The sequence below is a fragment of the Planktophila warneckei (SeqCode) genome (assembly GCF_965234675.1).
In the GTDB taxonomy this organism is placed as follows: Bacteria; Actinomycetota; Actinomycetes; order Nanopelagicales; family Nanopelagicaceae; genus Planktophila; species Planktophila warneckei.
Genome location: NZ_OZ248350.1, coordinates 1,066,475 through 1,092,650 on the forward strand (window position 1 = coordinate 1,066,475; position 26,176 = coordinate 1,092,650).

Below are 26,176 nucleotides of genomic sequence, written 5' to 3' on the forward strand. Positions count from 1 at the left end.
GTAGGCACGGGCTAAGTCCACACAACTTCCCGCCTGTGCGCAAGAGGTAGGCACGCTCAATTTCACACCTCTTCAATTTCCACTTACGGGGTAGTAAGGACGAGAATAGGCACATGAGCGAAAACTTCGAAGCGCCCGACCTCAATATTGAACAGCTAGTCGATACCGACCCATCTGAGTCTGCTGAATGGAGAGCCTCCTTTGATGCCGCTCTCAAGGCGGCTGGTCCGGTTCGCGCTCGCTACCTCATGCTCAACCTGCTGCAACATGCACGTGAAAAGAATGTAGGAATCTCAGCGCTTCGAACAACTGATTACATCAACACAATCGCTCCAGAGCATGAAGCACCATTTCCTGGTGATGAAGATTTAGAACGCAAGATTCGTCGCATCAACCGTTGGAATGCAGCGATGTTGGTTCACCGCGCACAGCGTCCAGGTGTTGGAGTTGGTGGACACATCTCTACCTACGCATCATCTGCTGCGTTGTATGAAGTTGGTTTCAACCACTTCTTCCGCGGACAGGATCACCCAGGTGGCGGAGATCAGATTTTCTTCCAGGGCCACGCAAGTCCCGGAATGTATGCACGCGCATTTTTAGAGGGTCGTTTATCTGAAGATCAGTTAGATGGTTTCCGTCAGGAGCTTTCACATCCAGGTGGCGGACTTTCTTCTTACCCTCACCCACGTTTGATGCCAGACTTTTGGCAGTTCCCAACTGTGTCAATGGGTATCGGACCATTGAATGCGATTTACCAAGCACGTTACAACCGTTATCTACATAACCGCGGAATCAAAGATACAAGTGATCAAAATGTGTGGGCATTCCTTGGTGATGGCGAAGTTGATGAGGTCGACACATTAGGTGCGATCGGTCTTGCAACTCGCGAAAAGTTAGACAACTTAACCTTTGTTATTAACTGTAACTTGCAACGTCTAGATGGACCTGTTCGCGGTAACGGAAAGATTATTCAAGAGCTTGAAGCGATCTTCGGTGGCGCTGGATGGAATGTAATTAAGGTTGTTTGGGGTCGCGGTTGGGATCCACTTCTTGCTCAAGATCGCGAAGGCGCACTTGTTAAGTTGATGAATGAAACCCTTGATGGCGATTACCAAACATTTAAGGCTGAATCAGGAAAGTTTGTTCGCGATAATTTCTTTGGTCGCGATCCACGCACCGCTGCAATGGTTTCAAGCTGGTCAGATGATCAGATCTGGAACCTCAAGCGCGGTGGCCATGATTACAAGAAGCTATTTGCTGCATATACAGCTGCAACCCAAAAGAATGGCCGCCCAACAGTGATTTTGGCTAAGACTGTTAAGGGTTGGACTCTTGGTTCACACTTCGAAGGTCGTAACTCAACGCACCAGATGAAGAAGATGACGCTGGAAGATATTCAGAAGTTCCGCGACACATTGCACCTAGATATTCCAGATGAGAAGTTGGATAAGTACCTACCTCCTTATTACAAGCCAGCTGCTGATTCTCCAGAAGCAAAGTACGTTGCAGAGCGTCGCGCAGAACTAGGTGGATCAATTCCACGTCGTCGCGCAAAGTCTCGTCCATTAACAATGCCTGCTGACACTGTCTATGACTCTGTGAAGCGCGGTTCAGGACAACAAGAGATCGCAACAACAATGGCCTTTGTTCGTATGTTGAAGGATCTTGTTAAGGATCCCGGACTTGGTGCACGCATCGTTCCGATCATTCCTGATGAAGCTCGTACCTTTGGTATGGATTCATTGTTCCCAACGATGAAGATTTACTCACCTCATGGACAGCAGTACACCGCGGTAGACCGCGAGCTCATGCTTTCTTACAAGGAATCAACTTCGGGTGTAATTCTTCACGAAGGTATTAATGAAGCAGGATCTGTTGCTTCATTTACAGCAGTTGGTTCTTCATACTCAACACATGATGAGCCAATGATTCCTATCTACATCTTCTACTCAATGTTTGGATTCCAGCGCACAGGCGATGCATTCTGGGCAGCGGCAGATCAGATGGTTCGCGGATTTGTAGTTGGTGCAACAGCAGGACGTACAACTCTTAATGGTGAAGGTCTGCAACACGAAGATGGTCACTCACTTCTTCTTGCTGCTACTAACCCTGCAGTAGTTGCCTACGATCCAGCATTTGCTTACGAACTAGGACACATTGTTAAAGATGGTCTACGTCGTATGTATGGTGAAAACAGCGAAAACATTTTCTACTACTTAACTGTTTACAACGAGCCATACATGCATCCTGCTGAGCCAGAGAACCTTGATGTAGCAGGCCTGCTCAAGGGAATTTACTTGTACTCACCTGCAAAGAATGCTCGCAAGAAGAGCGCGCAGATCTTGGCATCTGGTGTTGGAGTCAACTGGGCTGTAAAGGCGCAGCAACTACTTGCAGATGATTGGGGCGTTAACGCTTCAGTGTGGTCTGTAACTTCATGGAATGAGCTTCGTCGTGATGGCCTAGAAACAGATCGCCACAACCTGCTGAATCCAACAGATCCTCGCAAGGCGTACATCACCACAAAGCTTGCTGATGCAAAGGGTCCGGTCATCGCTGTCAGCGACTTTATGCGCGCAGTTCAGGACCAGGTTGCTCCATGGGTAGATCAGCCGTTCTACTCACTTGGTACAGATGGCTTTGGTTTGTCAGATACACGCGGTGCGCTTCGTCGTCACTTCAAGGTAGATGCTGAATCAATCGCAGTTGCTGTATTGCAGCAACTCTGTAACCAAGGTGATATCAAGCAAAGCATTGTCACGCAGGCTATGGCTAAGTATCGTATCCACGATGTCTCAGCTGCAGATGCTGGCAATACAGAAGGCTCAGGTTGATCTCTAGAATTCCAATCACAGATATCTCCCCCGCGGTTTACTTCGGGGGAGAATTTGTTGCGGTGAAAGCCATTGCCGGAGAAATAATTTCAGTAGGCGCAACAATCATCATTGAAGGCCATGAAACATTAACCGCTGAAGTTTGCTTATTTAACGGTAAGAACAAGATGGTGGATTGCCAGCCGCTAGTTCAAAACTGGCCAGGCACCGATCGCTACGAAGGTTCTTTCACAGTTCCAGCTGAAGGCGATTTTCACTTTGTTGTTAAAGCATCAAGCACATCCCAATATCGCACCGTTACAGGTGAATCAGATAAGTATCCGGTGCGTGCTGATCGTGATCGCGCATTAATTGGCGCTTGGTACGAATTCTTTCCTCGCAGCGAAGGTGCCATTAGAAATGCAGATGGATCGGTAACTAGCGGAACATTTGCAACAGCAACCAAGCGTTTACCTGGTGTGGCTGCAATGGGCTTTGATGTTTTGTATTTACCTCCGGTGCATCCAATTGGAATTTCACACCGCAAGGGTAAGAACAACACCCTTGATGCAAAGGCAGATGATTGTGGAGTTCCTTGGGCAATTGGTAACGCCGATGGCGGACATGATGCGATTAATCCAGCGCTAGGAACAATGAAGGATTTTGAGGATTTCGTAAAGGCTGCAGGTAAGAATGGTTTAGAAATTGCCATGGATCTTGCACTTCAAACCTCACCTGATCATCCTTGGGTAAAGAGCAACCCTGAATGGTTTAACAAACGTGCTGATGGAACGATCGCATACGCAGAGAACCCACCAAAGAAGTACCAAGATATTTATCCAATTAACTTTGATGATGATTACGATGGTATTCGCAATGAAGTTCTTCGCATCATTCGTTTATGGGTTTCTAAGGGCGTAAAGATCTTCCGCGTGGATAACCCACACACAAAGCCAGTTCATTTTTGGCAGGATGTCATGACTATTGTGCGTGAAGAGAGCCCCGAGGTGGTTTTCTTAGCAGAAGCTTTTACGCGCCCAGCGATGATGCACGCACTGGGCAAAGCGGGATTCCATCAGTCATATACCTACTTCACCTGGCGCACTAGCAAGTGGGAGCTCACCGATTACGCCAAAGAGGTTTCACAAACCACCAGCGCATTCTTTAGACCAAATTTCTGGGTCAATACTCCAGATATCAATCCTTTCCACTTACAAAGTGGAAACCCTGCAATGTTTGCATTGCGCGCAGTTTTAGCTTCAACATTGACTCCTTCATGGGGAATGTATGCAGGATATGAACTATATGAACACCGCGCCTTCAAAGAGGGTGGCGAGGAGTACTTGGATTCTGAAAAGTACGAGATCAAGGTTCGCGATTGGGAAGGTGCGGGTAAGAAAGGTTTAACTCTTGCACCATTTATCGCACAACTAAACTCGATACGTAAAGCACATCCATCGCTGCAACGCCTGCGCAACTTAACCTTCCATGACACAGATTCAGATGCGATCATCGCTTATTCAAAGCGTGAAGGAAAAGATTTGATTTTGGTTGTTGTAAACCTTGATCCAAGTTATGCGCAAGGCACCACAGTTCATTGGAATATGCAGGCACTTGGTATCGATGGCCATGATTTTGAGGTTAAAGATTTATTAGATGGTGCGACTATGACCTGGAATCCCCATACATTTGTTTCGCTCAACCCAGCACGTCCTGTTGGCAAGGTTGCACACATCGTTCAGGTAAAGCTGTAACCATGGGGATCTTCTCGAAGTTCCTGGGTAAAGGCGGCAACAACGAGATTTCTCCTGCAACATTCTTAAATCCGCATTCATCACTTGGTGAGCTAGACCTTTATCTGATCGCTGAAGGCCGCCATGAACAGTTATGGAAAGCACTAGGAGCGCAAGTTAAGCGTGATGATTCGGGAGCATTGCTGGGCACTGCTTTTTCCGTCTGGGCACCTAACGCTCATGCCGTTTCATTAATTGGTGATCACAACTACTGGGATCGCAATACTCATCAAATGCACCGCTTAGGTTCTTCTGGGATCTGGGAAATCTTTATTGCAGATATTGGTGCGGGTACTAAGTACAAGTTTGCTGTTTGCGGTATTGATAGTCGATGGGTTGATCACGCAGATCCAATGGCACGCGCAACTGAAATTCCACCGTTGACCGCATCTGTTGTTGAAGAGTCCGCCTATCAATGGAATGACTCTGAATGGATCGCTCAGCGTTCACAATTCCAATCATGGCGATCTGCTGTATCTGTCTACGAAGTACACCTAGGTTCTTGGAAGCTTGGTTTGAACTACCGCGAGCTGGCAGTTGAGTTAGTTGATTATGTGAAGGCGCAAGGCTTTACCCATATTGAATTTCTTCCAGTGACAGAACATCCATACGGACCATCATGGGGTTATCAAGTAACTTCATTCTTTGCACCAACTTCTCGATTTGGTTCTCCTGATGAATTCAAGTTCTTAGTGGATGCATTGCACGCTGCTGGAATTGGCGTAATTCTGGATTGGGTTCCTGCGCACTTTCCAAAGGATGAATGGGCGCTGGCCAAGTTTGATGGCACTGCCTTGTACGAACATGCAGATCCTCGTTTAGGAGAACATCCAGACTGGGGCACATTGATCTTTAACTTTGGTCGTAACGAGGTACGTAACTTCTTAGTGGCAAGTGCTTTGTACTGGCTCACAGAGTTTCATATTGATGGACTTCGCGTTGATGCCGTTGCATCAATGTTGTATTTGGATTATTCGCGCGAAGAAGGTCAGTGGTTGCCCAACAAGCATGGCGGCCGTGAAAACCTAGAGGCGGTTCAGCTACTACAAGAGGCTACATCTACTGCTTATAAGACCCACCCTGGCATCATGATGATTGCTGAAGAGTCAACAGCATGGTCTGGCGTCACTGGCGATACATCTGGTGGCGGACTTGGCTTTGGATTTAAGTGGAATATGGGTTGGATGCATGACACATTGCAGTACTTGCAACAAGAGCCAATCCATCGCATGTACCACCATGATGAAATAACATTTTCAATCTTGTATGCGTGGAGCGAGAACTTCATGCTTCCGTTGTCACATGATGAAGTTGTGCATGGCAAGGGTCAATTAGTAAATAAATTCCCCGGAGATCGTTGGCAGAAACTGGCAACACTTCGCGCACTATATGGATTTATGTGGGCTCACCCAGGCAAGAAACTGCTCTTTATGGGTAGCGAGTTTGCTCAAAATGATGAATGGAATGAAAGTGCCGGATTGCAGTGGTACTTAACTGAGTTCGCAGAACACCAAGGAGTTCAAAAGGTTGTGGCTGACTTAAACGCTACATATAAGGAAACAGCTGCATTATGGGAGAAAGATACAAACCCAGAAGGATTTAGTTGGTTGGTCGGAAATGATGGCGCAGCAAATATTGTTGCCTTTGCTCGTTGGGATGATCATGCAACTGCCCTAGTAAGCGTTACTAATTTTTCTCCGGTGCCTCATGAGAGTTACCAACTGCCATTCCCATCAGCCGGAACATGGACCGAAGTATTAAATACCGATGATCTTGGTTATGGCGGTAGCGGAATTAGAAACGCTGATGTGGTTGTAGCTGAATCTCACATGGCTTCCGTGCGAATTCCACCACTTGCAACTGTGTGGTTTAAGCGCTCTTAAAGATCTTGGCGAAGTAAGGCACAGTCAAAAGCATCACTGCCGGAATTAATATCGCAATGGACAATGAGGTTGCTTGTGCCGTCCACGCGATCACCCAACGGACCGCGAACACCAATGAAATATTAATGACACCTATCTGGCCAATAACCACGCTAGAAGGGAATTTTGAGCGGGTATTTGCCGCATTCATGACTGATGGCCCCAAGAATGAGGATCCCAATCCTGCAATGGTGAAGCTGATGGAAAGTATGAGGATTACAAGCACCTTGTTGCCAGTACCAACTATCGATACCGCAGCAATTCCAGCAATAAAAGATAAGCCAGAAAGTAGCGAAGCTTTTACTGCTAATTCATGGATTGAGTAGCGCTCTAAGAGTTTATGAAGATTTAGGCGTCCTGTAATCATCGCGACTGTAAAGAGAATATAAGGAAGTGTATGAATTCCACTCTTAATTCCCATATCCTCTTTGACAAAGATTGCAGCCCAGTCACCAATTGAAAACTCGAGCATGATTGAGCACAGCAGCCCACCTGAAACGAGTCGATCAATCTTAAATCCCTTGAACATGTCTCGGGCGCGATGATCTGAATCTGGATTTGTATTTGCAGTAACTAAGTTTGGAGACAGTTGCTGAATGATGTACAACATTGCAACTAAACAAATAACGGCAAGAACATTTGAGTATGTCCCGAGCTCAACGCGATCAACCATGAAGCCAGCAAGAATTGAGGTGATCAACGCTCCACTACTCCAAAAACCACTGAGCAGAGTTACTACCTGTCGCTTTGTACGATCTTGGAAGTGAAAGCCTTGAGTGTTAATACAAATATGAAAGGCTGAAATAGATGCGCCCTGTAAAACTATGAAAATAAAGAAGAGCAAGCTAGAAGTGCTGTGGGTAAGGAAACTCAAACTTAAAGCCATGACGAGTGCGGCGATGCGCATTATTTGGCGTGCACCAAACTTATGAACCAGGTGGCCAACAATGATCAACGAGGTTAGGTTTCCAACAGATCCCAAACTCAGCAGCGAACCAAATTGACCATTTGATAGCTGCAGATTGGCTTTTACCTCTGGGAACCTGGGAACCCAGGACATAATTTGAATTCCGAAGAGGAAAAAGAGGGTTTTAAGAAGATTTAGCTCCCTGTCGGTGCTGAGAATCTTCATTAAAAGAGCGCACTAGCAAGCTCTTTACGCGCCGCTACCAATCGTGGATCGGATGGATCAACTAAGAGGAATAGATCAAGGAGGTGGTTCTTAATCTTCGTGCGATCTTCGCCTGACGTTACCTTAACTGCGTGCAGTAAACGTGTGTACGCCGCCTCAACTCCCCCATGAACAACTTCAACATCAGCAGCCTTTAGTTGAAGATCAATATTGCTGGGATCGGCTGTTGATTGTGCGATTACATCATCTAACTCTAAACCTTCGGTGCGCATCAGCAATTGCGTTTGAGCTAATCCAAGCTTTGCCAAATTCTCAGTAGGCTTTCGTGATAGCCACTTCTTATATGCGGCTTCTGCTGCAGGATAGTTTCCAGATTCCAAGGCATCCATCGCCTCTATTTCTTCTGGCTCCATTTGTTCAACAGGTGCTTCGCCAACTCCTTGTTCCGATGCAAGTGTTAAGACTTTATCTAGCACCATTCGAAGTTGTGCTTCGGGATAAACCTGTTCGAATAGCGGAACCATTTGTTCAGCAATGATTGCAACAGCGTAAGGAACATTCTTAGTTTGAAATGCTTGTGCAACTTCAGGATGAGTATCGATATTTACTCTCGCCAAACTCCATGCCGCTTTGTAATCTCTTTCGAGTTTGCCAAGAGTCATCGCCATATCTGCAGACTCTTTACTGCGAGGCGACCACATCAAAACAATGACTGGACGCACCAATGAAAGTGGCAAAATATCAGTACTTAGATTTTCAACTGTCACTTCAATTCCGGGCATCGGAATCGAGGTATCAACCTTTGGCTTAGTAAGTGAACTTAAATCAAAGGCTTGCCCGAAGTTAGGTGGCAAACTCATGTTGCCATCCTATCTATTCAACGACTATGTCTACGCCTGAATCTCGTCGCAACGGCAAAACTTCTGCGCAGTAATTGTCGGTGGCCTCTTCTAGCCCCACATCATGACCCACTTTTTCGCTCAAATACCAGCGGTTTTCAAGGATTTCATGGAACATCTGTGCACGTTCTACGCGACCACGCATATCTGCAGGTACGCGATTGATGATTGGCTCAAAGACATCGGTTAGCCATTTTTTAGCCATCTCATTTACCGTCATGCCAGTTGTATTTTCGCGAGCGCGGTAACGATCAAAGGATGCAAGCAATCTCTTGGCTTGCAGCTCTTCGGTTTCAAGACCGGTTAATTCACGCAAGCGCTGAGTGTGATACCCCGCCGCAACTAATTTTGGTTGGAAGGAGAGCATCTTGGTATCGCCATCGATAGTTACCGAAACCTCTTCAACTGCAAAACCTAAATCATGTAGTTGACGCATTGCGCGCTCTACCGCCTTGCGATCTGTAGGATCTAACAACTGGCGCTCTTTTAGCGCTGACCAAATTCTGCGGTATCTGCGGATAACTGCTTCAGATGCACGAACAGGTTCCATACCTGGATACAGCACACCTGACAGCGCAAGATCTTCTAATTCAGCGGCGACATTGAAGTGCACGATTTCAAGATCATGTTCACGCTGTCCATCGCTAAGAGTTTTCTGGAATTCTCCAGTTTCAGCATCAACTAGGTATGCCGCGAAACCTTCTGCATCACGTCTAAACAAGGTATTTGACAAAGAACAGTCGCCCCACCAGAAACCTAATAAGTGAAGTCGAACTAGAAGCAATGCAAGTGCGCTTGCCATTGTTGTAATTTCATGAGCGGTGACCGCACCTGATAACAAAACACGATACGGCAATGAGTATGGAAGAAATCGGGTAACAATGGCGCAAGGGAGCTCTTCGCCATTAGCATCTGTGCGACCTTCAACAACAGCTACCTGTTCAACACAAGGAGCTCCAAGATGTGTTAACTCGCGCAAAATCTTGTACTCGCGGTTGGCGAACTCAGCCACAGTTTCTTTGACCGCATATACCTCGGCATCTGGATCATTACTTGCTCTTACTAAGCGCACAACGTGCCGTGAAATACCGCGCTTTTCAGCAAGGGCTGGATCTTCAGGCCACTCCTCCAACGGAAGGTGCCAGGGCAGGCCAGTAACAGCAGCGATCTCCTCGCCTAATCCTGTAATGCGTAGCGCCATACTGCGTATTCTCTCTTATAAATGTGACAAGAACATGAACACCACGTCTCAAATAGTGTGAAGTAATCACTTTAGAATGCACCTATGGCTATTCCAGAGAGAATTAAGAAAGCAACTACCCGTTCACCTAAGTCTCAGAAATCACCTGTTGACTATGGCACTTTGGGTGAACCGATTAACCGCGCTCATCCCTTTTACTTTGGATTTATCGCAACCCTGGGAGCCCTTACTGCAATCATCTTGATGCGAGCACTCGCAAGCGTTTCGCAGATCTTTGTGCTGATCTTGATCGCACTGTTCTTGGCTACAGGTTTGAACCCAGCGGTTGAAGCTTTGCGCAAAAGAAATCTTTCCAGAAGCGCTGCCGTTACGGTTATTTTTTCATCTGTAATTTTATTTGTGATCTTCTTTGCCTCAATTGTGATTCCTCCGGTTGTAAGCCAAGGAACTCATTTGATCAATACCGCCCCGGCATTGCTTCAGGACTTAATGAAGAATGACACCATCAACCGTCTGAATGAACAGTTTGGTTTAATTGACACATTGCAGACAAAGTTAAAGTCCATTACATCTGATGGAACATTGCTAATCTCAACTTTCGGTGGAGTTATTGGTGTTGGAAAATCTGTTCTCTCGGGCTTCTTCACTGCACTAACTATCTTGGTATTGACCCTTTACTTCATCACTTCACTTCCACAAGCAATTGATCTTGGGCTTTCACTAGTTCCTGCAAGCCGTCGCGATCGAGTAGGCCGACTAACTCATGCGATTATCGCTCGCGTTGGCTCCTTCGTTGGAAGTCAGATTCTGATCGCTGCAATGGCTGCTGTATTTGTAGTTGTTTTATCAACAGTTCTTGGAATGCCTTCGCCAATCGCGATTGGAATGATTGTTCTAGTTGCTGCCTTAATCCCGTTGATCGGACACTTCTTAGGGTGTGGAATCGTCACCTTGATCGCATTAACTCAATCAGTGTGGGTTGGTGTCATCGCATTTGTTGCCTACGTGGTTTATGTACAGATTGAAAACTATGTAGTGACTCCACGCATCATGAAGCGCACGCTGTCAGTGCCGGGAGCGGTAACGATCATTTCTGCGCTGATTGGCTCATCATTACTTGGTCTTGTTGGTGGCTTACTTGCAGTGCCAGTAGCGGCATCAATCATCTTGATTCTTGATGAAGTCGTTATTCCTCGAGCAAATAACAGCTAGAACTCAAGCGGAAGTGGCGCAGGTGCGCCGGTAACTATTGAGGTAATTTCAGATAAAACACGATGTACCGAAGGTTCGCCAAGCCATAAATGCTTTGCTTCATCTACTGCAATGATGTTGAGCTTTGGAACAATAGCAAAACGTTCACGGGCTGCCGCTGGTTGAAGATAATCATCGAGTTCAGGAACGAGCGCTGTAATTGGTCGCGGATCTGAATTCCAGTACTCAAGTTGTTCATTAGTAGTTGTGCGAAGTGGTGGACTTAAAAGAATCAAACCTTTATGACGAGGATCCTTTGCGTGCTGTAACGCTAAATCAGTCCCGAATGACCACCCTGTTACCCAGACATTTTCTAATTTCAAAGTATCAAAGCAGTACGAAAGCATCGCCTCCACATCAAAGTGTTCAGCTTTTCCATTATCGAATTCACCTGTACTACTTCCGGCCTCACTTGTTGTTCCGCGGGTGTTAAAGCGAACAACGGTGATGCCAGCCATTGCAGGTAATCGATTTGCCGCTTTCTTGTACACATGGCTATCCATCATCCCGCCAGCTGTTGGCAGCGGATGAAGGCACAAAATTGCACCCTTTGATGGCCCAACAGGAGCAGCCACTTCGCCAATCAGATCAACACCATCTGCAGTGACTACATGAAATGGGGTGCGCACAGATTCAAAGACACTGCTTGGTCTTACCGTCTGGCTCATGCTTCAAATCCTATCTATTGCCGACTAGGCTTGTTGTCATGTCCAAGAAATTTAACTCTCATAATCCTGCAACTGGTGAAGTAGCTGGAACATATCCAATCTATTCCGCCAAAGAGGTTGCAGCTGTCGTAACAAGAGCCCGCGAAGCCAGTGTTGCATGGGAGAAGTTAGGTTTTGCCGGCCGCAAAAAGGTGCTGCTTTCATGGAGCAACTTCATCATTAATAATGTCGATCAGATCGCAGCACTTGTTTCACTAGAAACAGGAAAGCCTCTGGGCGATGCAAAACTTGAAGCATCAATCGCTGTAAGTCATATTGGTTGGGCCGCACGCCATGCAGAAGACATTATGCGCACTTCATACCGAGCACCTGGTGCGCTGATGGCCAATATGTCTGCAACAGTTGAACGTTCACCATTAGGCGTTGTTGGAGTTATCGGACCATGGAACTATCCAATCTTTACTCCTGTTGGTTCGATTGTTTACGCACTTGCTGCCGGAAACTCTGTTGTATTTAAGCCAAGTGAGTACACACCTGGCGTAGGCGTGTGGCTGCAGGAAAGCTTTAATTCCATTGCACCCTTTGCAGATATCTTCACAACGATCACAGGTCTGGCAGATACCGGAAATGCCTTGTGCACCAGTGCAATCGATAAGTTGTCATTTACTGGTTCTACCCGCACTGCAAAGTTAGTTGCTGCAGCATGTGCAACAAATATGACACCAGTCGTGTTGGAGTGTGGCGGCAAGGATCCAGTTATCGTGGCAGCAGATGCCAACCTTGATCGCGCAGTTGATGCAACGATCTGGTCTGCTATGGCTAACGCAGGTCAATCATGTATCGGTGCAGAGCGTGTATATGTAGATGAGCGAGTAGCAGATGCATTTATTGCAAAATCTGTGGCGCTTGCTGAAACTTTGCATTCAGGTGCACCTGGAGATGGAAATTATGGCCCTGCGACAATGCCTTCACAGATCAAGGTGATCGCAGCTCATATAAAGGCAGCGATTAAAGATGGCGGAAGTTTTGCTTACGGATCAATGAAATCTGTTCAGGAGCCATTTGTTCAACCAGTAATTTTGGTTGATGTGCCAGAGGATTCTGCGGCGGTTCGCGAAGAAACCTTTGGGCCAATCATCATTATCAACCGCGTATCGTCAATGCAGCAAGCGATTGAGCTTTCAAATGCATCTCGATATGGATTAGGTGCAAATGTGTGGTCAAAGCGCCAAGGTAAGAAGATTGCTTCGCAGTTAAAGTGCGGAATGGTTGCGATTAATTCAACCTTTGCCTTTGCAGCTATCTCATCAGTTCCATTTGGTGGAGTTAAAGACAGTGGATATGGCCGTGTTCATGGACCAGAAGGATTACTTGAATACACATATCCCCGCACCGTTGTTCGCACACGATTTAATGTTCCACTGCGTCCACTTAGTTTTAAGCGAACCGCTGGTGAAGAGAAGATTATTGTGAAGCTTACAAAAGCGTTAAAGGGTCGATTGGGTTAATACCTAGGAGCGTTACGAGTTCGTTCAGTATTTGGGCGACGCTTATCTTTCTTTGCCCAACACGCAGTGTGCCAATGTCTGCGTCCATCTTCATCGTATTCAAGCCAGGCAACAACATGTGGAGTTGCAAGAGGAATTAATTGATCACATCCCGGGCAGCGATATGGCTTAGTAGAACCAGAGCCAGTTAATCGACGAACAGTGTAAACACCATCACTGTGTTCTTCAGTGCTCTCACCCGTTGAGGCGATGTTGATCTCCCGAGGTTCTTCGGGCTTTTGTCGCTTCTTTGGGTAGTTTCTACGCGGGCTCACAGGTGTATTTTCGCATAGTAAAGTGGCCCCATGAGCCTCATCGAAGTAAAAGGGCTAAAGAAAAGTTACGGGGATGTTCATGCCGTGCGCGGTGTTGATCTGGAAATCGCACAAGGTGAGATTTTTTCACTTCTGGGACCTAATGGTGCTGGCAAGACAACAACTGTCGAAATTCTTGAAGGATTTAGAACTCGTGATGCTGGCTCTGTTTCAGTCCTTGGCTTTGATCCTCAAACTCGCGGTCATGAATCTCGTGTGTGGCGCAATCGCATCGGAATTGTTTTACAAAACTCTGCAGATGCTGGTGATTTAACAGTTTTAGAAACAATCAATCACTTCAGCGGGTACTACTCCAATCCTCGAAATGTCGATGAGGTAGTTCATTCAGTTGGATTAACTGAAAAAGAGAACGCGTTGATCCGCAATCTTTCAGGTGGTCAGCGCCGTCGCCTAGATGTAGCCCTTGGAATTATTGGAAATCCAGAGCTTCTGTTTTTAGATGAGCCAACTACTGGGTTTGATCCTGAAGCCCGTCGTGCTTTTTGGGCTCTCATTCAGCAGCTGCGCACCGATGGAACATCGATTGTGCTGACAACTCATTACTTGGATGAGGCAGAGGCGTTGGCAGATCGCGTTGCGGTGATCAATAAGGGCGTCATTATCGAAGTTTCCACCCCATCTGAACTTGGCGGCCGAGCAACAGCGCAGGCAACTGTTCAGTGGCGTGATGGAGATTCCATCAAATCTGAAAAATCAGATAACCCGACCGCTTTGGTGGCACAGCTGTCATCCAAGTTCGGTGGCGAGGTTCCGGAGTTAATTGTTTTCCGTCCATCACTTGAAGATATTTACCTTGAAATGATTGGAGGTACTCATGAATAAGGTTCCGAGTGCTCTTCAGTTAGGTCTTCGCCGCGGCAACTTAGAGATTAAGCAGTTTATGCGCCAACGCGAATCTGTTGTATTTACCCTGTTATTTCCAGTTATTTTGCTGGCAATCTTTGGATCAGTCTTTAAAGACACAATCGCACCTGGTGTAACTTTTTCTCAGTACTTTGTTGCAGGAATGATCGCATCAGGTTTGGTTAATACTGGTTTTCAAGCACTTGCAATCATGATTCCAGTCGAGCGTGATTTTGGAACATTAAAGCGTCTGCGCGGAACACCGATGCCAGCATCTAGCTACTTCATTGGTAAGACAATTTTGGTACTTGTGAGCACTGTAATTCAGATTCTTTTGCTGCTTGGCTTTGGTTTACTTTTCTTTGGCTTGAATCTGCCAAGTGACCCAGCAAAATGGTTTACCTTTGCTTGGTTAGTTGTATTAGGTAGCGCTTGTTCTACCGCCTTAGGAATCGCATTTTCAATTGTTCCAAAGAGCGGCCGCGGAGCATCAGCGGTTGTTTCGCCAATCGTAATTATTCTGCAGTTCTTCAGCGGAGTGTTCTTTGTCTTCACTCAACTTCCATCATGGATGCAACAGGTTGCTGCAATCTTCCCGCTGAAGTGGCTCACCCAAGGTATGCGCTCTGTTTTCCTACCTGACTCATTTGCTGGACAAGAGGTCGCAAAGAGCTGGGAGACTGAAAAGACATTAGCGATTCTTCTGGTGTGGCTGGCAATCGGTATTTTCTTCAGTGTTCGTATGTTCAAGTGGGATCGTGCTTAAGAAGGTATTAGCAGCGACACTGGCAGTGCTGATCTGTATGCCAGTAGCAGGCGCTGCTTCTACAACATCTTTAGCCAAGGCTAAAGCGAAGATAACTCCATCCCCATCCCCTGTATGGCCGCCAAAGGGATTCATTAAGAGTAAAGATGGAAATACCTACGCAAAGATTCCTACCGCTAAAGAGTTAGTGGGACTTGCCTCCAATGACAAGGTTTTAACGCGTGCACTAGCAAAGACAGTTGATGGCGTTCCGGTGTGCGAAAAATACTCATGTGGAGCGGTACAGGTCGCATCAACAATCGGTTGTACCTGGTGGATTGTTACCGCCGATGTTAAAGGTGCGGTTTCTGAAGAGGATAAAACTCTGAAGGTTTTTGGAACTGTGCGAACAACCCTTGGCGAAACCGGTCCCAAGAAGTACGCAACGATATTAATCGTTAGCGGCGAACCAATTGAACTTCACCATTCAATTGCAAATGTGAAAGCTGCTTGCCGCCATGATGTTCCAGATGAAAAAGTTCCTGGAAATACCTACACAATCAAGCCTTAGCGGTTAGCTCCTGGAACCCAGAGCTGATCTCCGATTTCCTTATTTGCATAACGGGCAAGCACAAATAGTAGATCTGAACAACGGTTCAAATACTTTGCTGTTAATGGATTTACTCCGCCACCAAATGCGTGAATAGCAGCCCATGTGCAACGCTCTGCGCGACGAACAACAGTACGAGCTACATGCAAATGAGCTGCTGATGCAGTACCGGATGGCAAAACAAATGAACGCAATGACTCAAGATCGGCGTTGAACTTATCGATCTGCGCTTCCAGATATGTAATTTGAGATTCAAGAACGCGCAAAGGTTCGAAAGCTGGTGAATCTACAACTGGGGTACATAGATCGGCACCCACATCAAATAGATCATTTTGAATACGCACAAGAAGTGCGCGCATATCCTCGGTTAATTGATCAGTTGCAAGCACAACACCGATTGTTGAGTTTGCCTCATCAACTGTTGCATACGCTTCGAGGCGAGGATCATTCTTGGAGGTACGACTCATATCCCCCAGAGATGTAGTTCCGTCATCGCCAGTCTTTGTGTAAATGCGCGTTAAATTAACCATGTCCGTAGCCTATAAGTAGACTGCACCCATGGCATCCCACGATCGCTTCCGCATTATTGGCGGAACCTCCTTACGCGGAGAAGTCTCTGTAACAGGTGCCAAGAACTCTGTTTTAAAGCTCATGGCCGCCTCTTTGCTGGCTGCGGGCAGCACGACCATTAGAAATGTTCCAGATATCGCCGATGTAGACATCATGGCTGATCTGTTAACCCGTCTTGGCTGCACAGTTGTACGCGGCGCAGACACCGTAACAATCGATGTCCCACAAGAGCCTGCACACCGTGCTGATTACGATTTAGTGCGCAAGATGCGCGCATCAATCAACGTCTTGGGTCCATTAGTCGCACGAGTTGGCCAAGCAGATGTGGCACTTCCTGGTGGAGATGCAATTGGATCACGCGGATTAGATTTTCATATTAAGGGTCTTGAATCATTAGGTGCAAAGGCTCATATCGAACATGGTTATGTGATCGCGGAAGCGCCTAATGGATTAACTGGAGCACCAGTTGAATTAGATTTCCCAAGTGTTGGTGCAACTGAAAATATTATGACCGCTGCAGTGTTGGCAAAGGGTGTTACAACCATTGATAACGCTGCTCGCGAACCTGACATCGTTGATCTTGGTGAGTTCCTAATTTCCATGGGTGCAAAGATCGAAGGTCTTGGCTCTCCGCTAATCACAATCACCGGCGTTGAAGTTTTACATCCAACTGATCACACAACGATTACCGATCGCATCATCACCGGTACCTGGGCATTTGCAGCTGCAATGACAAAGGGCGACATCACAATCCATGGTGCGCGACCAGAACATCTGGAACTTCCATTAGAAAAATTAGCATCAGCTGGCGCGATCATCACATCAACCGCCGATGGCATCCGCGTAAAGATGGATGTTCGTCCGCAAGCAATTGATGTTGCAACACTTCCTTACCCAGGTTTCCCAACCGACTTACTTCCAATGGTTATTGCACTGAACGCCGTTGCCGAAGGTCATTCATTAGTTACTGAAAATGTTTTTGAATCACGCTTCATGTTCGTTAACGAGCTCAGCCGTTTAGGCGCCCAAGTCAGCGTTGATGGCCACCACGCCTCAATTACAGGCGTAGAACTGCTCTCTGGCGCTCCCGTCGAAGCCCATGACATTCGTGCGGGCGCAGGTCTCATCTTGGCGGCCCTTGTCGCCGACGGTGAAACAACTGTCGATCAGGCATTCCACGTTGATCGCGGTTATCCAAACTTTGCCGAGCAGTTACAAAGCCTCGGCGCCAAGGTAACCCGCGAATAGTTTTATTGCATAAAAAAAGTAATTCTTAGCGTAGAAAAGTGTGTAGTTGCTTCTTCATCTTTTCGCAGCTGAGAATTACTTTTTTATAAATTACTTAACGGACTCCGTAAGAATTGAGACGCGGTTGTTTGAAACCGATAGAAAACCACCGGAGACATTGAACTGTGTGTCTTCGCCGTTTGTTCCATGGATGACGACCTGACCGTCAACTAGTACTCCAAAGAGCGGTGCGTGATCGGTGAGAACACCGATGTCACCTTCGACTGTGCGAGCAGAAACAGAAGTTGCTTCGCCCGACCAGACGCGCTCTGTTGGAGATACGAGTTCGACTTTAAGTGTCATGGTGGATTACTTCGCCAAGCTTGCTGCTAGTTCAGCTGCGTTGCGCTCAACATCTGCAAGACCACCACACATGAAGAATGCCTGCTCTGGAATGTGATCATACTTTCCATCTGCAAGTGCTTCGAATGCTTCGATTGTCTCTGATAGCGGAACGAATGATCCGTCGATTCCTGTAAACACCTTCGCTACGAATGTGTTCTGTGAAAGGAAGCGCTGGATACGACGTGCGCGGCCCACAAGTACGCGGTCATCTTCTGACAATTCATCGATACCGAGAATTGCAATGATGTCCTGTAGATCCTTGTAACGCTGCAGGATCTGCTTGATGCGGTTAGCAACACGGAAGTGGTGCTCGCCGATGTAGCGTGGATCCAAGATGCGTGATGTTGAGTCAAGTGGATCCACAGCTGGGTAGATACCAAGCTCTGAAATCGGACGAGACAACACTGTTGTTGCATCTAAGTGCGCGAAAGTAGTGTGCGGCGCTGGGTCTGTAATATCGTCAGCAGGAACATAAATTGCCTGCATAGATGTAATTGAGTGACCACGTGTTGATGTGATGCGCTCCTGTAGCTGACCCATTTCATCTGCAAGTGTTGGCTGGTAACCCACAGCAGATGGCATACGGCCTAGAAGTGTTGAAACCTCAGAACCTGCCTGTGTGAAACGGAAGATGTTATCGATGAACAGAAGTACGTCCTGCTTTTGAACATCGCGGAAGTACTCAGCCATTGTTAGCGCTGACAATGCAACACGTAGACGCGTTCCAGGTGGTTCATCCATCTGACCGAACACTAACGCCGTCTTATTGATAACGCCGGTTTCAGTCATTTCAAGGAACAAGTCGTTACCTTCACGAGTACGCTCACCAACACCGGCGAATACAGATACACCACCGAAGTTTTCAGCTACACGGTAAATCATTTCCTGAATCAAAACTGTCTTACCTACACCTGCACCACCGAATAGACCGATCTTTCCACCCTTTACATATGGTGTTAGTAGATCGATAACCTTGATACCGGTTTCAAACATCTCAGTCTTTGATTCCAACTGATCGAATGCTGGTGCATCACGGTGAATTGGCCAACGCTCTTTGATGTCGAGTGAAGAGGTTGGAACATCTAGTGATTCGCCAAGTGTGTTGAACACGTGACCCTTTGTTACATCACCAACAGGAACTGAGATCGGTGTTCCTGTATCTGAAACTTCTGCGCCACGGACCATACCGTCAGTTGGCTGCATTGAGATTGCGCGCACGAGGTTATCGCCAATGTGCTGAGCAACTTCAAGTGTCAAGGTACGAGTAGTACCTGACATGGTTGTCTCTACATGTAGCGCATTAAAGATCGCTGGCATTGAATCGGCTGGGAATTCAATATCCACCACCGGTCCGATAACGCGAGCTACGCGGCCCTTTTTTGAGTTCGACATCATTCACTCCCTGCACTAGCTGAGGCCAACGCGTCTGCGCCGCCAACAATTTCACTGATCTCTTGAGTAATTTCGGCCTGACGAGCCGCGTTCGCAAGTCGTGTTAACGACTTGATTAGATCATCAGCATTGTCAGTTGCTGACTTCATAGCGCGACGGCGAGCTGCATGCTCTGAAGCTGCAGATTGCAACATCGCGTTAAATACTCGAGCCTCAATGTAACGAGGTAGCAATGCATCAAGCACTACACCTGCATTAGGTTCGAATTCATACATTGGTAGCAATCCAGTTGGAACTGGTGCATCGCTTTCTACAACCTCGAGAGGAAGCATGCGCTTTGCCATTGCATTCTGGATAAGCATTGACTTGAACTCGGTAAAGACGATGTGGATCTCATCAACACCAGCTGCTTCAGTTGTTGAATCAGCAACGAATGCTTGAATCAACGCATCTGCAACCTCTTTAGCGTTTTCATATGTTGGGTTATCTGAGAAACCTGTCCACTGTCCTGCAATCTCGCGATCACGGAACTTGTAGTAACCAACAGCTTTACGTCCAACTAGGTACGGCTTAACTTCAAGACCGCGTTCGCGAAGAAGTGCAGCTAACTGCTCCCCTTCCTTGATCGCGTTGTTTGAGTAAGCGCCAGCCATTCCACGGTCTGCAGAGATAATCAAAATCGCAGCGCGCTTTGGATTTTCGTGAGGCGTAGTTAATGGATGGTTTGTTGAAGAGTAGGTAGCAACTGCAGATACCGCACGGGTCAACTCATTGGCATAAGGAGTTGAAGCTGCGACTCGTTGCTGCGCCTTAACGATACGAGAAGCAGAGATTAACTCCATTGCTTTCGTAATCTTTTTAGTCGCTTTAACGGATCGCATCCGTCGGCGATATATGCGAAGTTGAGCACCCATGAGTTACTTCTTCACCGCCGGTGGAACGTGCTTAGTAATTTGCTCTGCGCCTTCGCCATCTAGGGCTTCAGCTGGAGCTTCATTAATAGCTTGTGCTGCAGATGACTTGAACTGCTTCTTGAATGCAGTTACAGCCTCTTCCATCTTTGCGATGGTGTCATCATCTAGCTGCTTAGTCTCAGAGATAACAGAGTTGATCTCCTTGCGTTCGCGAGCGATGAAGTCCAAAAGCTCTGCTTCGAAGCGACGAATATCTGCGACAGCAACATCATCAAGCTTTCCAGTAGTACCCGCCCAGATTGAAACGATCTGACGTTCCAATGAGTATGGTGAGTACTGACCCTGCTTAAGAAGTTCAACCATGCGTGCGCCGCGCTCAAGCTGAGCCTTTGATGCAGCATCAAGATCTGAACCGAAAGCAGCGAAGGCTTCGAGTTCACGGTACTGAGCAAGGTCAAGACGTAGACGACCAGCGATCTTCTTCATCGCCTTTGTCTGTGCTGAAGAACCAACACGTGAAACAGAAACACCTACGTTGATCGCTGGGCGAACACCGGCGTTAAACAAATCTGTTTCGAAGAAGCACTGACCATCAGTAATCGAAATAACGTTTGTAGGAATGAACGCAGAAACGTCATTTCCCTTTGTTTCGATGATTGGCAAACCGGTCATTGAACCGCCGCCCAATTCATCTGAAAGCTTTGCGCAACGCTCTAGCAAACGTGAGTGTAAGTAGAAAACATCGCCTGGGTACGCTTCGCGGCCTGGTGGACGACGAAGTAGAAGTGAGACTGAACGGTAAGCCTCAGCTTGCTTTGATAAATCATCAAACACGATTAGTACATGCTCGCCGTTGTACATCCAGTGCTGACCAATTGCAGAACCGGTGTAAGGAGCTAAGTACTTGAAACCTGCTGGATCTGATGCAGGTGAAGCAACGATTGTTGTGTACTCCATTGCGCCAGCTTCTTCGAGAGCGCCCTTAACAGCTGCAATCGTTGAACCCTTCTGACCAATAGCTACATAAATACACTTAACCTGCTTCTTCTTATCGCCAGATTTCCAGTTTTCCTTCTGGTTAATAATTGTGTCTACAGCAACCGCTGTCTTACCTGTCTGACGGTCACCAATGATCAACTGGCGCTGTCCGCGACCAATCGCTGTCATCGCATCGATCGCCTTGATACCAGTTGCAAGTGGCTCCTTAACAGGTTGGCGCTGAACTACAGAGGGAGCCTGTAGTTCTAGTGCACGACGTGCTTCAGCCTTGATCTCGCCCTTGCCATCAATTGGATTTCCAAGTGCGTCAACAACGCGACCTAGGAAACCATCGCCCACTGGTACAGAGAGAATTTCACCAGTACGACGAACAGATGTTCCTTCTTCAATTCCTGTTGTACTACCCAAAATAACGGTACCGATTTCACGGACGTCTAGGTTGAGTGCGAGGCCGAGTGTGCCGTTTGCAAACTGCAACAACTCATTCGCCATTGTTGATGGCAACCCTTCAACACGTGCGATTCCGTCGCCTGCTTGGCTAACGGTTCCCACTTCGTCGCGAGCTGCAACGCCTGGATCGTATGACTTAACGAAGTTCGCTAAGGCACCCTGAATCTCTTCAGGATTGATCTTTAGGTCTGCCATGTGTTTCTCCCTTTATTTGCTTCCAGCAAGAGCACGTGCGGCTCCAGCCAAACGATTTGAAACTGATCCATCGACGATCTCATCTGCGAACTTCACTGAAACTCCACCAAGAACTGATGGATCGATTTCAATATTGATGCGAACAGGTTGTCCAACCTTGCTAGTTAGAGTTGTAGTTAGACGATCAAGTTGTGCAGGTGTTAGTGGAGCTGCAACGCGAACCAACGCAATAACGCGGTTACGACGAGCTGCTAGCGCCCATTGGTAATCAGCAAAAGCTGACTCAATGCTGCGGCCTCTCCATGCATTCACCATCTGTGAAACAAGCTTTACAGTTGAACCAGATGCGCCCTTGAGAATGTCAGCGACTAAGGTCGCCTTGGCATTCGTAGCATCTGATGTCAGCGCTTTACGTAGTTCTGATGAACCAGCAAAGGCTGCTGCAGCTATGAAAATTTCATCCTCTACACGATCTAGTTCGCCTGCAATGTTGGCAGCTGATGCTTCTGCTTCGATTGCTAGCTGTTCTAGAACAAGTACAAGATCCTTTGGTGCTGACCAGCGAAGGCTTGAAAGCTCGGTAACTAAACCAAGTGCAAGTGCGCCGATCTTCTTTCCAAATAGTTCAGAGATAAATGCTGCCTTTGCCTTTCCATCTCGTGATGGATCGGTAAGTGCGCGACGTACAGCAATGTTTGTGCTGAGTACATCTGCAACAAAGAAAAGCTCAGAGCTCAAAGCAGATGCACTGTTTGCATCTACGCCTTTGACGGCAGCATCAAGCGATGCACGTGAAGCCACAAGTGACTTACGGCTGCTACCTCCGAAGTGAGCTCTCATCTTTACTGCTTCCTTATCTCTACTTAGATTTTTCTAAATCTTCTAAGAAGCGATCAACGATTCGTGATTGACGAGCTTGATCATCCAAAGCTTCTCCAACAATCTTTGAAGCAAGTTCAACTGCAAGTGCACCGACTTCATTGCGAAGTGAGGTAACCGCTTGTTGACGTTCTGCTTCGATTGAAGCGTGAGCAGTTGCAGTAATGCGAGCTGCCTCTTCTTGTGCCTTCGCACGAAGATCTTCAATGATTGCTGCACCTTGAACACGAGCTTCTTCACGAAGAGTCTGTGCTTCTGACTGTGCCTTAGATAGCTGTTCGGTGTACTGAACAAGCGCACGCTGAGCTTCAGCCTGTGCCTTTTCTGCACGCTCGATGCCACCTTGAATTGCCTGCGTACGCGCTTCGAATGCCTTTTCAAACATTGGCACAACGAACTTGCGCAGCACATAGAACAGAAGACTGAACGCGATCGCACCTACTACTAATTCAGCAGTGTGAGGAACGAGAGGGTTCACCTTCTCTTCAGCAGCTAAGTTAACAAATTGCATCAGTTTTCCTTAATTTTTAGTATTAAAAATCGATTAAGTATTAGAGAACGAATGCGAGAACGAGACCGAAGAGTGCGAGAGCTTCAGCAAGCGCGAAACCTAGGAACGCGATTGGCTGTAGAACGCTACGTGCTTCTGGCTGACGTGCAACACCGTTGATGTATGCGGCGAAGATAAGTCCAGTTGCTACACCGGGACCGATTGCTGCGAGGCCAAAACCAACAAGGTTGAGTGTGCCTTCCATTTATTTCTCCTTATTTCCTATTAGTGCTCGTCGGCAAGGGCGCCGGCGATGTATAGAGCTGCGAGCAGAGTAAAGATGTACGCCTGCAAGCATTGGACCATGAATTCAAAGAAGGTCAACACAATGCCGATACCGAAGGCAAATGGGCTGATCAACTTCAAACCAATAACACCTTGAAGGAGATGTTCTCCACCCAAGATAAACACGAGCAACAACAAGTGGCCCGCAAACATATTTGCAAAAAGACGAAGTGAAAGCGTTAGAGGACGAACAACAAAGAAGGTAAGAATTTCAAGAGGTGTAATCAAAATGTATGCAGCCTTTGGAACACCAGGCATGAACAAGATTTCCTTGAAGTACTTAAACGCACCTTGCTTACGAACACCTACATAGTGGAAAACGATGTAGGTAGATAACGCCAAAATGTATGGGAATGAAACGTGAGACATCGTTGGGAACTGAATCAATGGAATAATTCCGAACAAGTTGTTAACCAAGATGAATGTAAACAAAGTAAATAGATACGGCACGAAACGTAAGAAGTCGTGGCCGATTACATCCTTTGCCAAGTTTTCACGAACAAATGAGTAAACAGATTCGCCAGCAAATTGGAACTTGCTTGGAATGATCGCTGCTTTGCGTGAAGACAAAATGAAGAATGTTGAAATCAAAACAACTGAAAACAAAACTAAAAGAATTGGCTTGGTTGTATAAACATTGTCACCAAAAATAGGTGGAAGTTGGAAGTCTTTGCTGCTTGGTGGGACGAATCCTTCACCCTCAGCTGAACGCAGTAGAACGCGCACGCATACTCCTCAATGGTTGATACAACGGGAAGACGGGGCAACCCTATGGGAGACGGGTTATTTATGAGAAATCGAAATCGGCCCTACAGATGTGAGATTGAGCGTGGAGCCAGGGCTATTCGCGGCCGAAGCGCAGCCAGACGAGGTAGATCGCCCCGCTGATTCCCACGAGCAGGCCGATTAGGGTGAAGATCCCCTTATCCAGCCACTTATCCAGGCCGTAGCCGATGCCTCCCCAGAAAACTAGGCCTGAAAGGAGGTATCCAAAGATGGACCACATTGCATTCTCTTCGCGGTTAGCCATGGTTACTCCTTATTGCTTGGTCTCGGGCAGAGGTAAATGTAGGCGCAGTTTCATGTAGCTGGCAATCTCGCCCCATAGCCAGGCGATGGTCAGGGCCACGGCGGTCACACCAAAGGCGGTGCGGTTGATGGTGGCTCGATCGGTGTACTTGGCGATCGCCCACAGCAGTGCGCCAAGCGCAAACAACTTGGCAAAGTAAGAAAACATCGCCATCGCCATAGTTGAGATCGGATCTAGATTTCGAGTCATTCGTGACACGGCAATGTGGATGACAAAAAAGATGATGACAACAAATTGAGCAAGGAGCGCTCCCCAAAATCCACTTGAACCTTGAACCACAGCAGAGACCGCAATTGCAACCAAGCTAACAATCAAGGTTGGAACAAATGCTCCGCGCAATAGCAAGGACTCATTACTTTTTTCGCTCATGCATCAACCTTCTTCGGATTTTTCTTGAATGAAAGAAGTGACAGTGTTGCCGCAGCTAAAACAACAGCAGTGATAGTTGCAACCCACCATGGTGCAAAAGCTAAAACAGTTACCGGGAATGCGATCGTTGCAGTTGAAAGATAAAGAATCAGCGCAGTTTTGTTTGTTGAATTACCTGCACTGAGCAAACGGTGATGCAGGTGCAAATTATCTGGTGCAAAGGGAGACTTGCCAGCCTTTACTCGACGACTTACCGCAAGCAATAAATCTAAGAATGGAATTGCAAGCACTGCGAATGGAAGAAGCAGCGGCAACAATGTTGGTCCAAGTTTTTCTGCTGAAATTGCATTTGGGTCAACTTGTCCTGTTAATGTAATTGCAGCTGCAGATAGCAACAGACCTAACAACATCGAACCGCTATCCCCCATAAAAATCTTTGCCGGGCTTATGTTATGAGGCAAGAAACCAAGGCAAATACCTACTAATACAGCGGTTATTAGCGATGGTGCACCTGCGCGACTAAAGCCGTAATCAACAGCTAATAGATAAGCAAAGGCAAAGAAGGCAATGCCTGAGATTGCAACGATCCCCGCTGCCAATCCATCCATGCCATCAATAAAGTTAACTGCGTTAATAACAACTAACACGATTAGAACAGTTACTAACTGCCCAATACTTGGTGGCAATGTGATGACGCCATTGATCGGAAGCCACAAGATTTGGATTCCGTATAACAACAAGATTCCCGCTGTGAAAACCTGACCTGCAAGTTTTGTCAGCGCATCTAATTCAAAGCGATCATCTGCCATTCCAAGTAGAACAATTGCTGTTGCTGCCAAGAAAATTCCTTGAGCTTCATGTCCAAAAGATTTTCCAACCAGCGGAAGGTGATTAACAATTGCAAAGGTAAATGCCATTGCGGCCCACATAGCAACGCCACCCCAACGGGCGGTAGGTGTGCTGTGAATATCGCGAGCACGAACTCCGGCAACGGCACCTAAGCGAACAGCTTGTGAGCGAACAATCGGAGTAATCAGGTAACACAAAGCAGCTGAGATCAGCAGTGTTATCAAATACTCGCGCATTGGTAAG

26 protein-coding genes are annotated in these 26,176 nt (G+C 47.0%); 9 read left to right on the forward strand and 17 right to left on the reverse strand.

Features of this window, described 5'->3' with window-relative positions:
* Nucleotides 1–113 precede the first annotated feature (113 nt).
* The 3 genes from aceE to glgB are packed head-to-tail and all read left to right on the forward strand — an operon-like array spanning nt 114 to nt 6,489.
* Nucleotides 114–2,834, forward strand: a complete 2,721-nt coding sequence (aceE, locus tag AC8GFU_RS05570; RefSeq protein ID WP_506626157.1) for a pyruvate dehydrogenase (acetyl-transferring), homodimeric type — start codon at nt 114–116, stop codon at nt 2,832–2,834.
* Nucleotides 2,831–4,567 carry an alpha-1,4-glucan--maltose-1-phosphate maltosyltransferase gene (locus AC8GFU_RS05575; protein WP_506626158.1) on the forward strand — a complete coding sequence of 579 codons (1,737 nt, stop codon included), beginning with the start codon at nt 2,831–2,833 and terminating at the stop codon, nt 4,565–4,567. Before aceE ends, AC8GFU_RS05575 begins: the two co-directional genes overlap by 4 nt.
* Before the next feature lie 2 nt (nt 4,568–4,569).
* Nucleotides 4,570–6,489: a 1,4-alpha-glucan branching protein GlgB gene (gene glgB / locus AC8GFU_RS05580; protein WP_506626159.1), complete on the forward strand. Its 1,920-nt coding sequence runs from the start codon at nt 4,570–4,572 to the stop codon at nt 6,487–6,489.
* Here the strand turns inward: glgB and AC8GFU_RS05585 are convergent.
* From AC8GFU_RS05585 to AC8GFU_RS05595, 3 genes are read right to left on the reverse strand one after another with little or no spacing between them, the layout of a single operon-like run.
* A complete protein-coding gene (locus AC8GFU_RS05585; protein ID WP_506626160.1) occupies nt 6,476–7,660 on the reverse strand; it encodes an MFS transporter in 1,185 nt (394 codons plus the stop codon). The two genes, glgB and AC8GFU_RS05585, sit on opposite strands and share 14 nt — an antisense overlap.
* Nucleotides 7,660–8,520 (reverse strand): co-chaperone YbbN, encoded by an 861-nt coding sequence (locus AC8GFU_RS05590; protein WP_506626161.1) that lies wholly within the window; start codon nt 8,518–8,520, stop codon nt 7,660–7,662. The genes AC8GFU_RS05585 and AC8GFU_RS05590 overlap by 1 nt, the downstream gene beginning before the upstream one ends.
* A 13-nt stretch (nt 8,521–8,533) precedes the next feature.
* Complete coding sequence (locus tag AC8GFU_RS05595) at nt 8,534–9,760, reverse strand: DUF4032 domain-containing protein (protein ID WP_506626162.1); 1,227 nt, start codon at nt 9,758–9,760, stop codon at nt 8,534–8,536.
* Nucleotides 9,761–9,844: 84 nt separating this feature from the next.
* Between AC8GFU_RS05595 and AC8GFU_RS05600 the strand changes: the two genes are divergently transcribed.
* The gene (locus AC8GFU_RS05600) at nt 9,845–10,972 is read left to right on the forward strand and encodes an AI-2E family transporter (RefSeq protein WP_506626163.1); all 1,128 of its coding nucleotides are present in this window, start codon (nt 9,845–9,847) and stop codon (nt 10,970–10,972) included.
* Here AC8GFU_RS05600 and AC8GFU_RS05605 read toward each other — a convergent pair.
* Complete coding sequence (locus tag AC8GFU_RS05605; RefSeq protein ID WP_506626164.1) at nt 10,969–11,679, reverse strand: alpha/beta hydrolase; 711 nt, start codon at nt 11,677–11,679, stop codon at nt 10,969–10,971. The two genes, AC8GFU_RS05600 and AC8GFU_RS05605, sit on opposite strands and share 4 nt — an antisense overlap.
* 38 nt (nt 11,680–11,717) lie before the next feature.
* Between AC8GFU_RS05605 and AC8GFU_RS05610 the strand changes: the two genes are divergently transcribed.
* A complete protein-coding gene (locus AC8GFU_RS05610; protein ID WP_506626165.1) occupies nt 11,718–13,187 on the forward strand; it encodes an aldehyde dehydrogenase family protein in 1,470 nt (489 codons plus the stop codon).
* Here AC8GFU_RS05610 and AC8GFU_RS05615 read toward each other — a convergent pair.
* The gene (locus AC8GFU_RS05615; protein WP_506626166.1) at nt 13,184–13,501 is read right to left on the reverse strand and encodes an Rv1322 family protein; all 318 of its coding nucleotides are present in this window, start codon (nt 13,499–13,501) and stop codon (nt 13,184–13,186) included. The two genes, AC8GFU_RS05610 and AC8GFU_RS05615, sit on opposite strands and share 4 nt — an antisense overlap.
* 30 nt (nt 13,502–13,531) lie before the next feature.
* Between AC8GFU_RS05615 and AC8GFU_RS05620 the strand changes: the two genes are divergently transcribed.
* Genes AC8GFU_RS05620 through AC8GFU_RS05630 form a run of 3 tightly spaced genes read left to right on the forward strand, consistent with a single transcriptional unit; the run spans nt 13,532 to nt 15,720 of the window.
* Nucleotides 13,532–14,383 (forward strand): ABC transporter ATP-binding protein, encoded by an 852-nt coding sequence (locus AC8GFU_RS05620; RefSeq protein ID WP_506626167.1) that lies wholly within the window; start codon nt 13,532–13,534, stop codon nt 14,381–14,383.
* Entirely contained in the window at nt 14,376–15,170 is a 795-nt protein-coding gene (locus AC8GFU_RS05625) for an ABC transporter permease (RefSeq protein ID WP_506626168.1), read from the forward strand. The genes AC8GFU_RS05620 and AC8GFU_RS05625 overlap by 8 nt, the downstream gene beginning before the upstream one ends.
* Nucleotides 15,163–15,720 carry a hypothetical protein gene (locus AC8GFU_RS05630; protein ID WP_506626169.1) on the forward strand — a complete coding sequence of 186 codons (558 nt, stop codon included), beginning with the start codon at nt 15,163–15,165 and terminating at the stop codon, nt 15,718–15,720. Before AC8GFU_RS05625 ends, AC8GFU_RS05630 begins: the two co-directional genes overlap by 8 nt.
* Here the strand turns inward: AC8GFU_RS05630 and AC8GFU_RS05635 are convergent.
* Nucleotides 15,717–16,289 (reverse strand): cob(I)yrinic acid a,c-diamide adenosyltransferase, encoded by a 573-nt coding sequence (locus AC8GFU_RS05635; protein WP_506626170.1) that lies wholly within the window; start codon nt 16,287–16,289, stop codon nt 15,717–15,719. The genes AC8GFU_RS05630 and AC8GFU_RS05635 overlap by 4 nt on opposite strands.
* Nucleotides 16,290–16,317: 28 nt before the next feature.
* Between AC8GFU_RS05635 and murA the strand changes: the two genes are divergently transcribed.
* Nucleotides 16,318–17,577 (forward strand): UDP-N-acetylglucosamine 1-carboxyvinyltransferase, encoded by a 1,260-nt coding sequence (murA, locus tag AC8GFU_RS05640; RefSeq protein WP_506626171.1) that lies wholly within the window; start codon nt 16,318–16,320, stop codon nt 17,575–17,577.
* 90 nt (nt 17,578–17,667) lie between these two features.
* Here murA and AC8GFU_RS05645 read toward each other — a convergent pair whose 3' ends face one another.
* The 11 genes from AC8GFU_RS05645 to AC8GFU_RS05695 all read right to left on the reverse strand — a co-directional run bounded on the left by AC8GFU_RS05645 (nt 17,668) and on the right by AC8GFU_RS05695 (nt 26,169).
* Nucleotides 17,668–17,919 carry a F0F1 ATP synthase subunit epsilon gene (locus AC8GFU_RS05645; RefSeq protein WP_506626172.1) on the reverse strand — a complete coding sequence of 84 codons (252 nt, stop codon included), beginning with the start codon at nt 17,917–17,919 and terminating at the stop codon, nt 17,668–17,670.
* A 6-nt stretch (nt 17,920–17,925) separates the two neighbouring features.
* Nucleotides 17,926–19,353, reverse strand: a complete 1,428-nt coding sequence (gene atpD, locus AC8GFU_RS05650) for a F0F1 ATP synthase subunit beta (protein ID WP_506626173.1) — start codon at nt 19,351–19,353, stop codon at nt 17,926–17,928.
* Nucleotides 19,353–20,267, reverse strand: a complete 915-nt coding sequence (locus AC8GFU_RS05655; RefSeq protein ID WP_506626174.1) for a F0F1 ATP synthase subunit gamma — start codon at nt 20,265–20,267, stop codon at nt 19,353–19,355. The genes atpD and AC8GFU_RS05655 overlap by 1 nt, the downstream gene beginning before the upstream one ends.
* A gap of 3 nt (nt 20,268–20,270) precedes the next feature.
* The gene (atpA, locus tag AC8GFU_RS05660; RefSeq protein ID WP_506626175.1) at nt 20,271–21,911 is read right to left on the reverse strand and encodes a F0F1 ATP synthase subunit alpha; all 1,641 of its coding nucleotides are present in this window, start codon (nt 21,909–21,911) and stop codon (nt 20,271–20,273) included.
* A 12-nt stretch (nt 21,912–21,923) separates the two neighbouring features.
* Nucleotides 21,924–22,751, reverse strand: a complete 828-nt coding sequence (locus AC8GFU_RS05665) for a F0F1 ATP synthase subunit delta (RefSeq protein WP_506626176.1) — start codon at nt 22,749–22,751, stop codon at nt 21,924–21,926.
* Between the two features lie 19 nt (nt 22,752–22,770).
* The gene (locus tag AC8GFU_RS05670; protein ID WP_506626177.1) at nt 22,771–23,301 is read right to left on the reverse strand and encodes a F0F1 ATP synthase subunit B; all 531 of its coding nucleotides are present in this window, start codon (nt 23,299–23,301) and stop codon (nt 22,771–22,773) included.
* Between the two features lie 40 nt (nt 23,302–23,341).
* Nucleotides 23,342–23,545, reverse strand: a complete 204-nt coding sequence (gene atpE, locus AC8GFU_RS05675) for an ATP synthase F0 subunit C (protein WP_506626178.1) — start codon at nt 23,543–23,545, stop codon at nt 23,342–23,344.
* Between the two features lie 20 nt (nt 23,546–23,565).
* Nucleotides 23,566–24,351: a F0F1 ATP synthase subunit A gene (gene atpB / locus AC8GFU_RS05680; RefSeq protein ID WP_506626179.1), complete on the reverse strand. Its 786-nt coding sequence runs from the start codon at nt 24,349–24,351 to the stop codon at nt 23,566–23,568.
* Between the two features lie 115 nt (nt 24,352–24,466).
* A complete protein-coding gene (locus AC8GFU_RS05685; RefSeq protein WP_506626180.1) occupies nt 24,467–24,655 on the reverse strand; it encodes a hypothetical protein in 189 nt (62 codons plus the stop codon).
* Nucleotides 24,656–24,664: 9 nt separating this feature from the next.
* A complete protein-coding gene (locus tag AC8GFU_RS05690; RefSeq protein WP_506626181.1) occupies nt 24,665–25,084 on the reverse strand; it encodes a Cg1360 family ATP-synthase-associated protein in 420 nt (139 codons plus the stop codon).
* Complete coding sequence (locus tag AC8GFU_RS05695) at nt 25,081–26,169, reverse strand: glycosyltransferase family 4 protein (protein WP_506626182.1); 1,089 nt, start codon at nt 26,167–26,169, stop codon at nt 25,081–25,083. Before AC8GFU_RS05695 ends, AC8GFU_RS05690 begins: the two co-directional genes overlap by 4 nt.
* Between the last annotated feature and the right edge of the window lie 7 nt (nt 26,170–26,176).

Excerpts from the sequence above, each read along its gene's own strand:
- aceE (WP_506626157.1), top strand. The coding sequence starts at position 114 with ATGAGCGAAAACTTCGAAGCGCCCGACCTCAATATTGAACAGCTAGTC.
- glgB (WP_506626159.1), top strand. The coding sequence starts at position 4,570 with ATGGGGATCTTCTCGAAGTTCCTGGGTAAAGGCGGCAACAACGAGATT.
- AC8GFU_RS05585 (WP_506626160.1), bottom strand. The coding sequence starts at position 7,660 with ATGAAGATTCTCAGCACCGACAGGGAGCTAAATCTTCTTAAAACCCTC.
- AC8GFU_RS05590 (WP_506626161.1), bottom strand. The coding sequence starts at position 8,520 with ATGAGTTTGCCACCTAACTTCGGGCAAGCCTTTGATTTAAGTTCACTT.
- AC8GFU_RS05595 (WP_506626162.1), bottom strand. The coding sequence starts at position 9,760 with ATGGCGCTACGCATTACAGGATTAGGCGAGGAGATCGCTGCTGTTACT.
- AC8GFU_RS05600 (WP_506626163.1), top strand. The coding sequence starts at position 9,845 with ATGGCTATTCCAGAGAGAATTAAGAAAGCAACTACCCGTTCACCTAAG.
- AC8GFU_RS05605 (WP_506626164.1), bottom strand. The coding sequence starts at position 11,679 with ATGAGCCAGACGGTAAGACCAAGCAGTGTCTTTGAATCTGTGCGCACC.
- AC8GFU_RS05610 (WP_506626165.1), top strand. The coding sequence starts at position 11,718 with ATGTCCAAGAAATTTAACTCTCATAATCCTGCAACTGGTGAAGTAGCT.
- AC8GFU_RS05620 (WP_506626167.1), top strand. The coding sequence starts at position 13,532 with ATGAGCCTCATCGAAGTAAAAGGGCTAAAGAAAAGTTACGGGGATGTT.
- AC8GFU_RS05625 (WP_506626168.1), top strand. The coding sequence starts at position 14,376 with ATGAATAAGGTTCCGAGTGCTCTTCAGTTAGGTCTTCGCCGCGGCAAC.
- AC8GFU_RS05635 (WP_506626170.1), bottom strand. The coding sequence starts at position 16,289 with ATGGTTAATTTAACGCGCATTTACACAAAGACTGGCGATGACGGAACT.
- murA (WP_506626171.1), top strand. The coding sequence starts at position 16,318 with ATGGCATCCCACGATCGCTTCCGCATTATTGGCGGAACCTCCTTACGC.
- AC8GFU_RS05645 (WP_506626172.1), bottom strand. The coding sequence starts at position 17,919 with ATGACACTTAAAGTCGAACTCGTATCTCCAACAGAGCGCGTCTGGTCG.
- atpD (WP_506626173.1), bottom strand. The coding sequence starts at position 19,353 with ATGTCGAACTCAAAAAAGGGCCGCGTAGCTCGCGTTATCGGACCGGTG.
- AC8GFU_RS05655 (WP_506626174.1), bottom strand. The coding sequence starts at position 20,267 with ATGGGTGCTCAACTTCGCATATATCGCCGACGGATGCGATCCGTTAAA.
- atpA (WP_506626175.1), bottom strand. The coding sequence starts at position 21,911 with ATGGCAGACCTAAAGATCAATCCTGAAGAGATTCAGGGTGCCTTAGCG.
- AC8GFU_RS05665 (WP_506626176.1), bottom strand. The coding sequence starts at position 22,751 with ATGAGAGCTCACTTCGGAGGTAGCAGCCGTAAGTCACTTGTGGCTTCA.
- AC8GFU_RS05670 (WP_506626177.1), bottom strand. The coding sequence starts at position 23,301 with ATGCAATTTGTTAACTTAGCTGCTGAAGAGAAGGTGAACCCTCTCGTT.
- atpE (WP_506626178.1), bottom strand. The coding sequence starts at position 23,545 with ATGGAAGGCACACTCAACCTTGTTGGTTTTGGCCTCGCAGCAATCGGT.
- AC8GFU_RS05685 (WP_506626180.1), bottom strand. The coding sequence starts at position 24,655 with ATGGCTAACCGCGAAGAGAATGCAATGTGGTCCATCTTTGGATACCTC.
- AC8GFU_RS05690 (WP_506626181.1), bottom strand. The coding sequence starts at position 25,084 with ATGAGCGAAAAAAGTAATGAGTCCTTGCTATTGCGCGGAGCATTTGTT.
- AC8GFU_RS05695 (WP_506626182.1), bottom strand. The coding sequence starts at position 26,169 with ATGCGCGAGTATTTGATAACACTGCTGATCTCAGCTGCTTTGTGTTAC.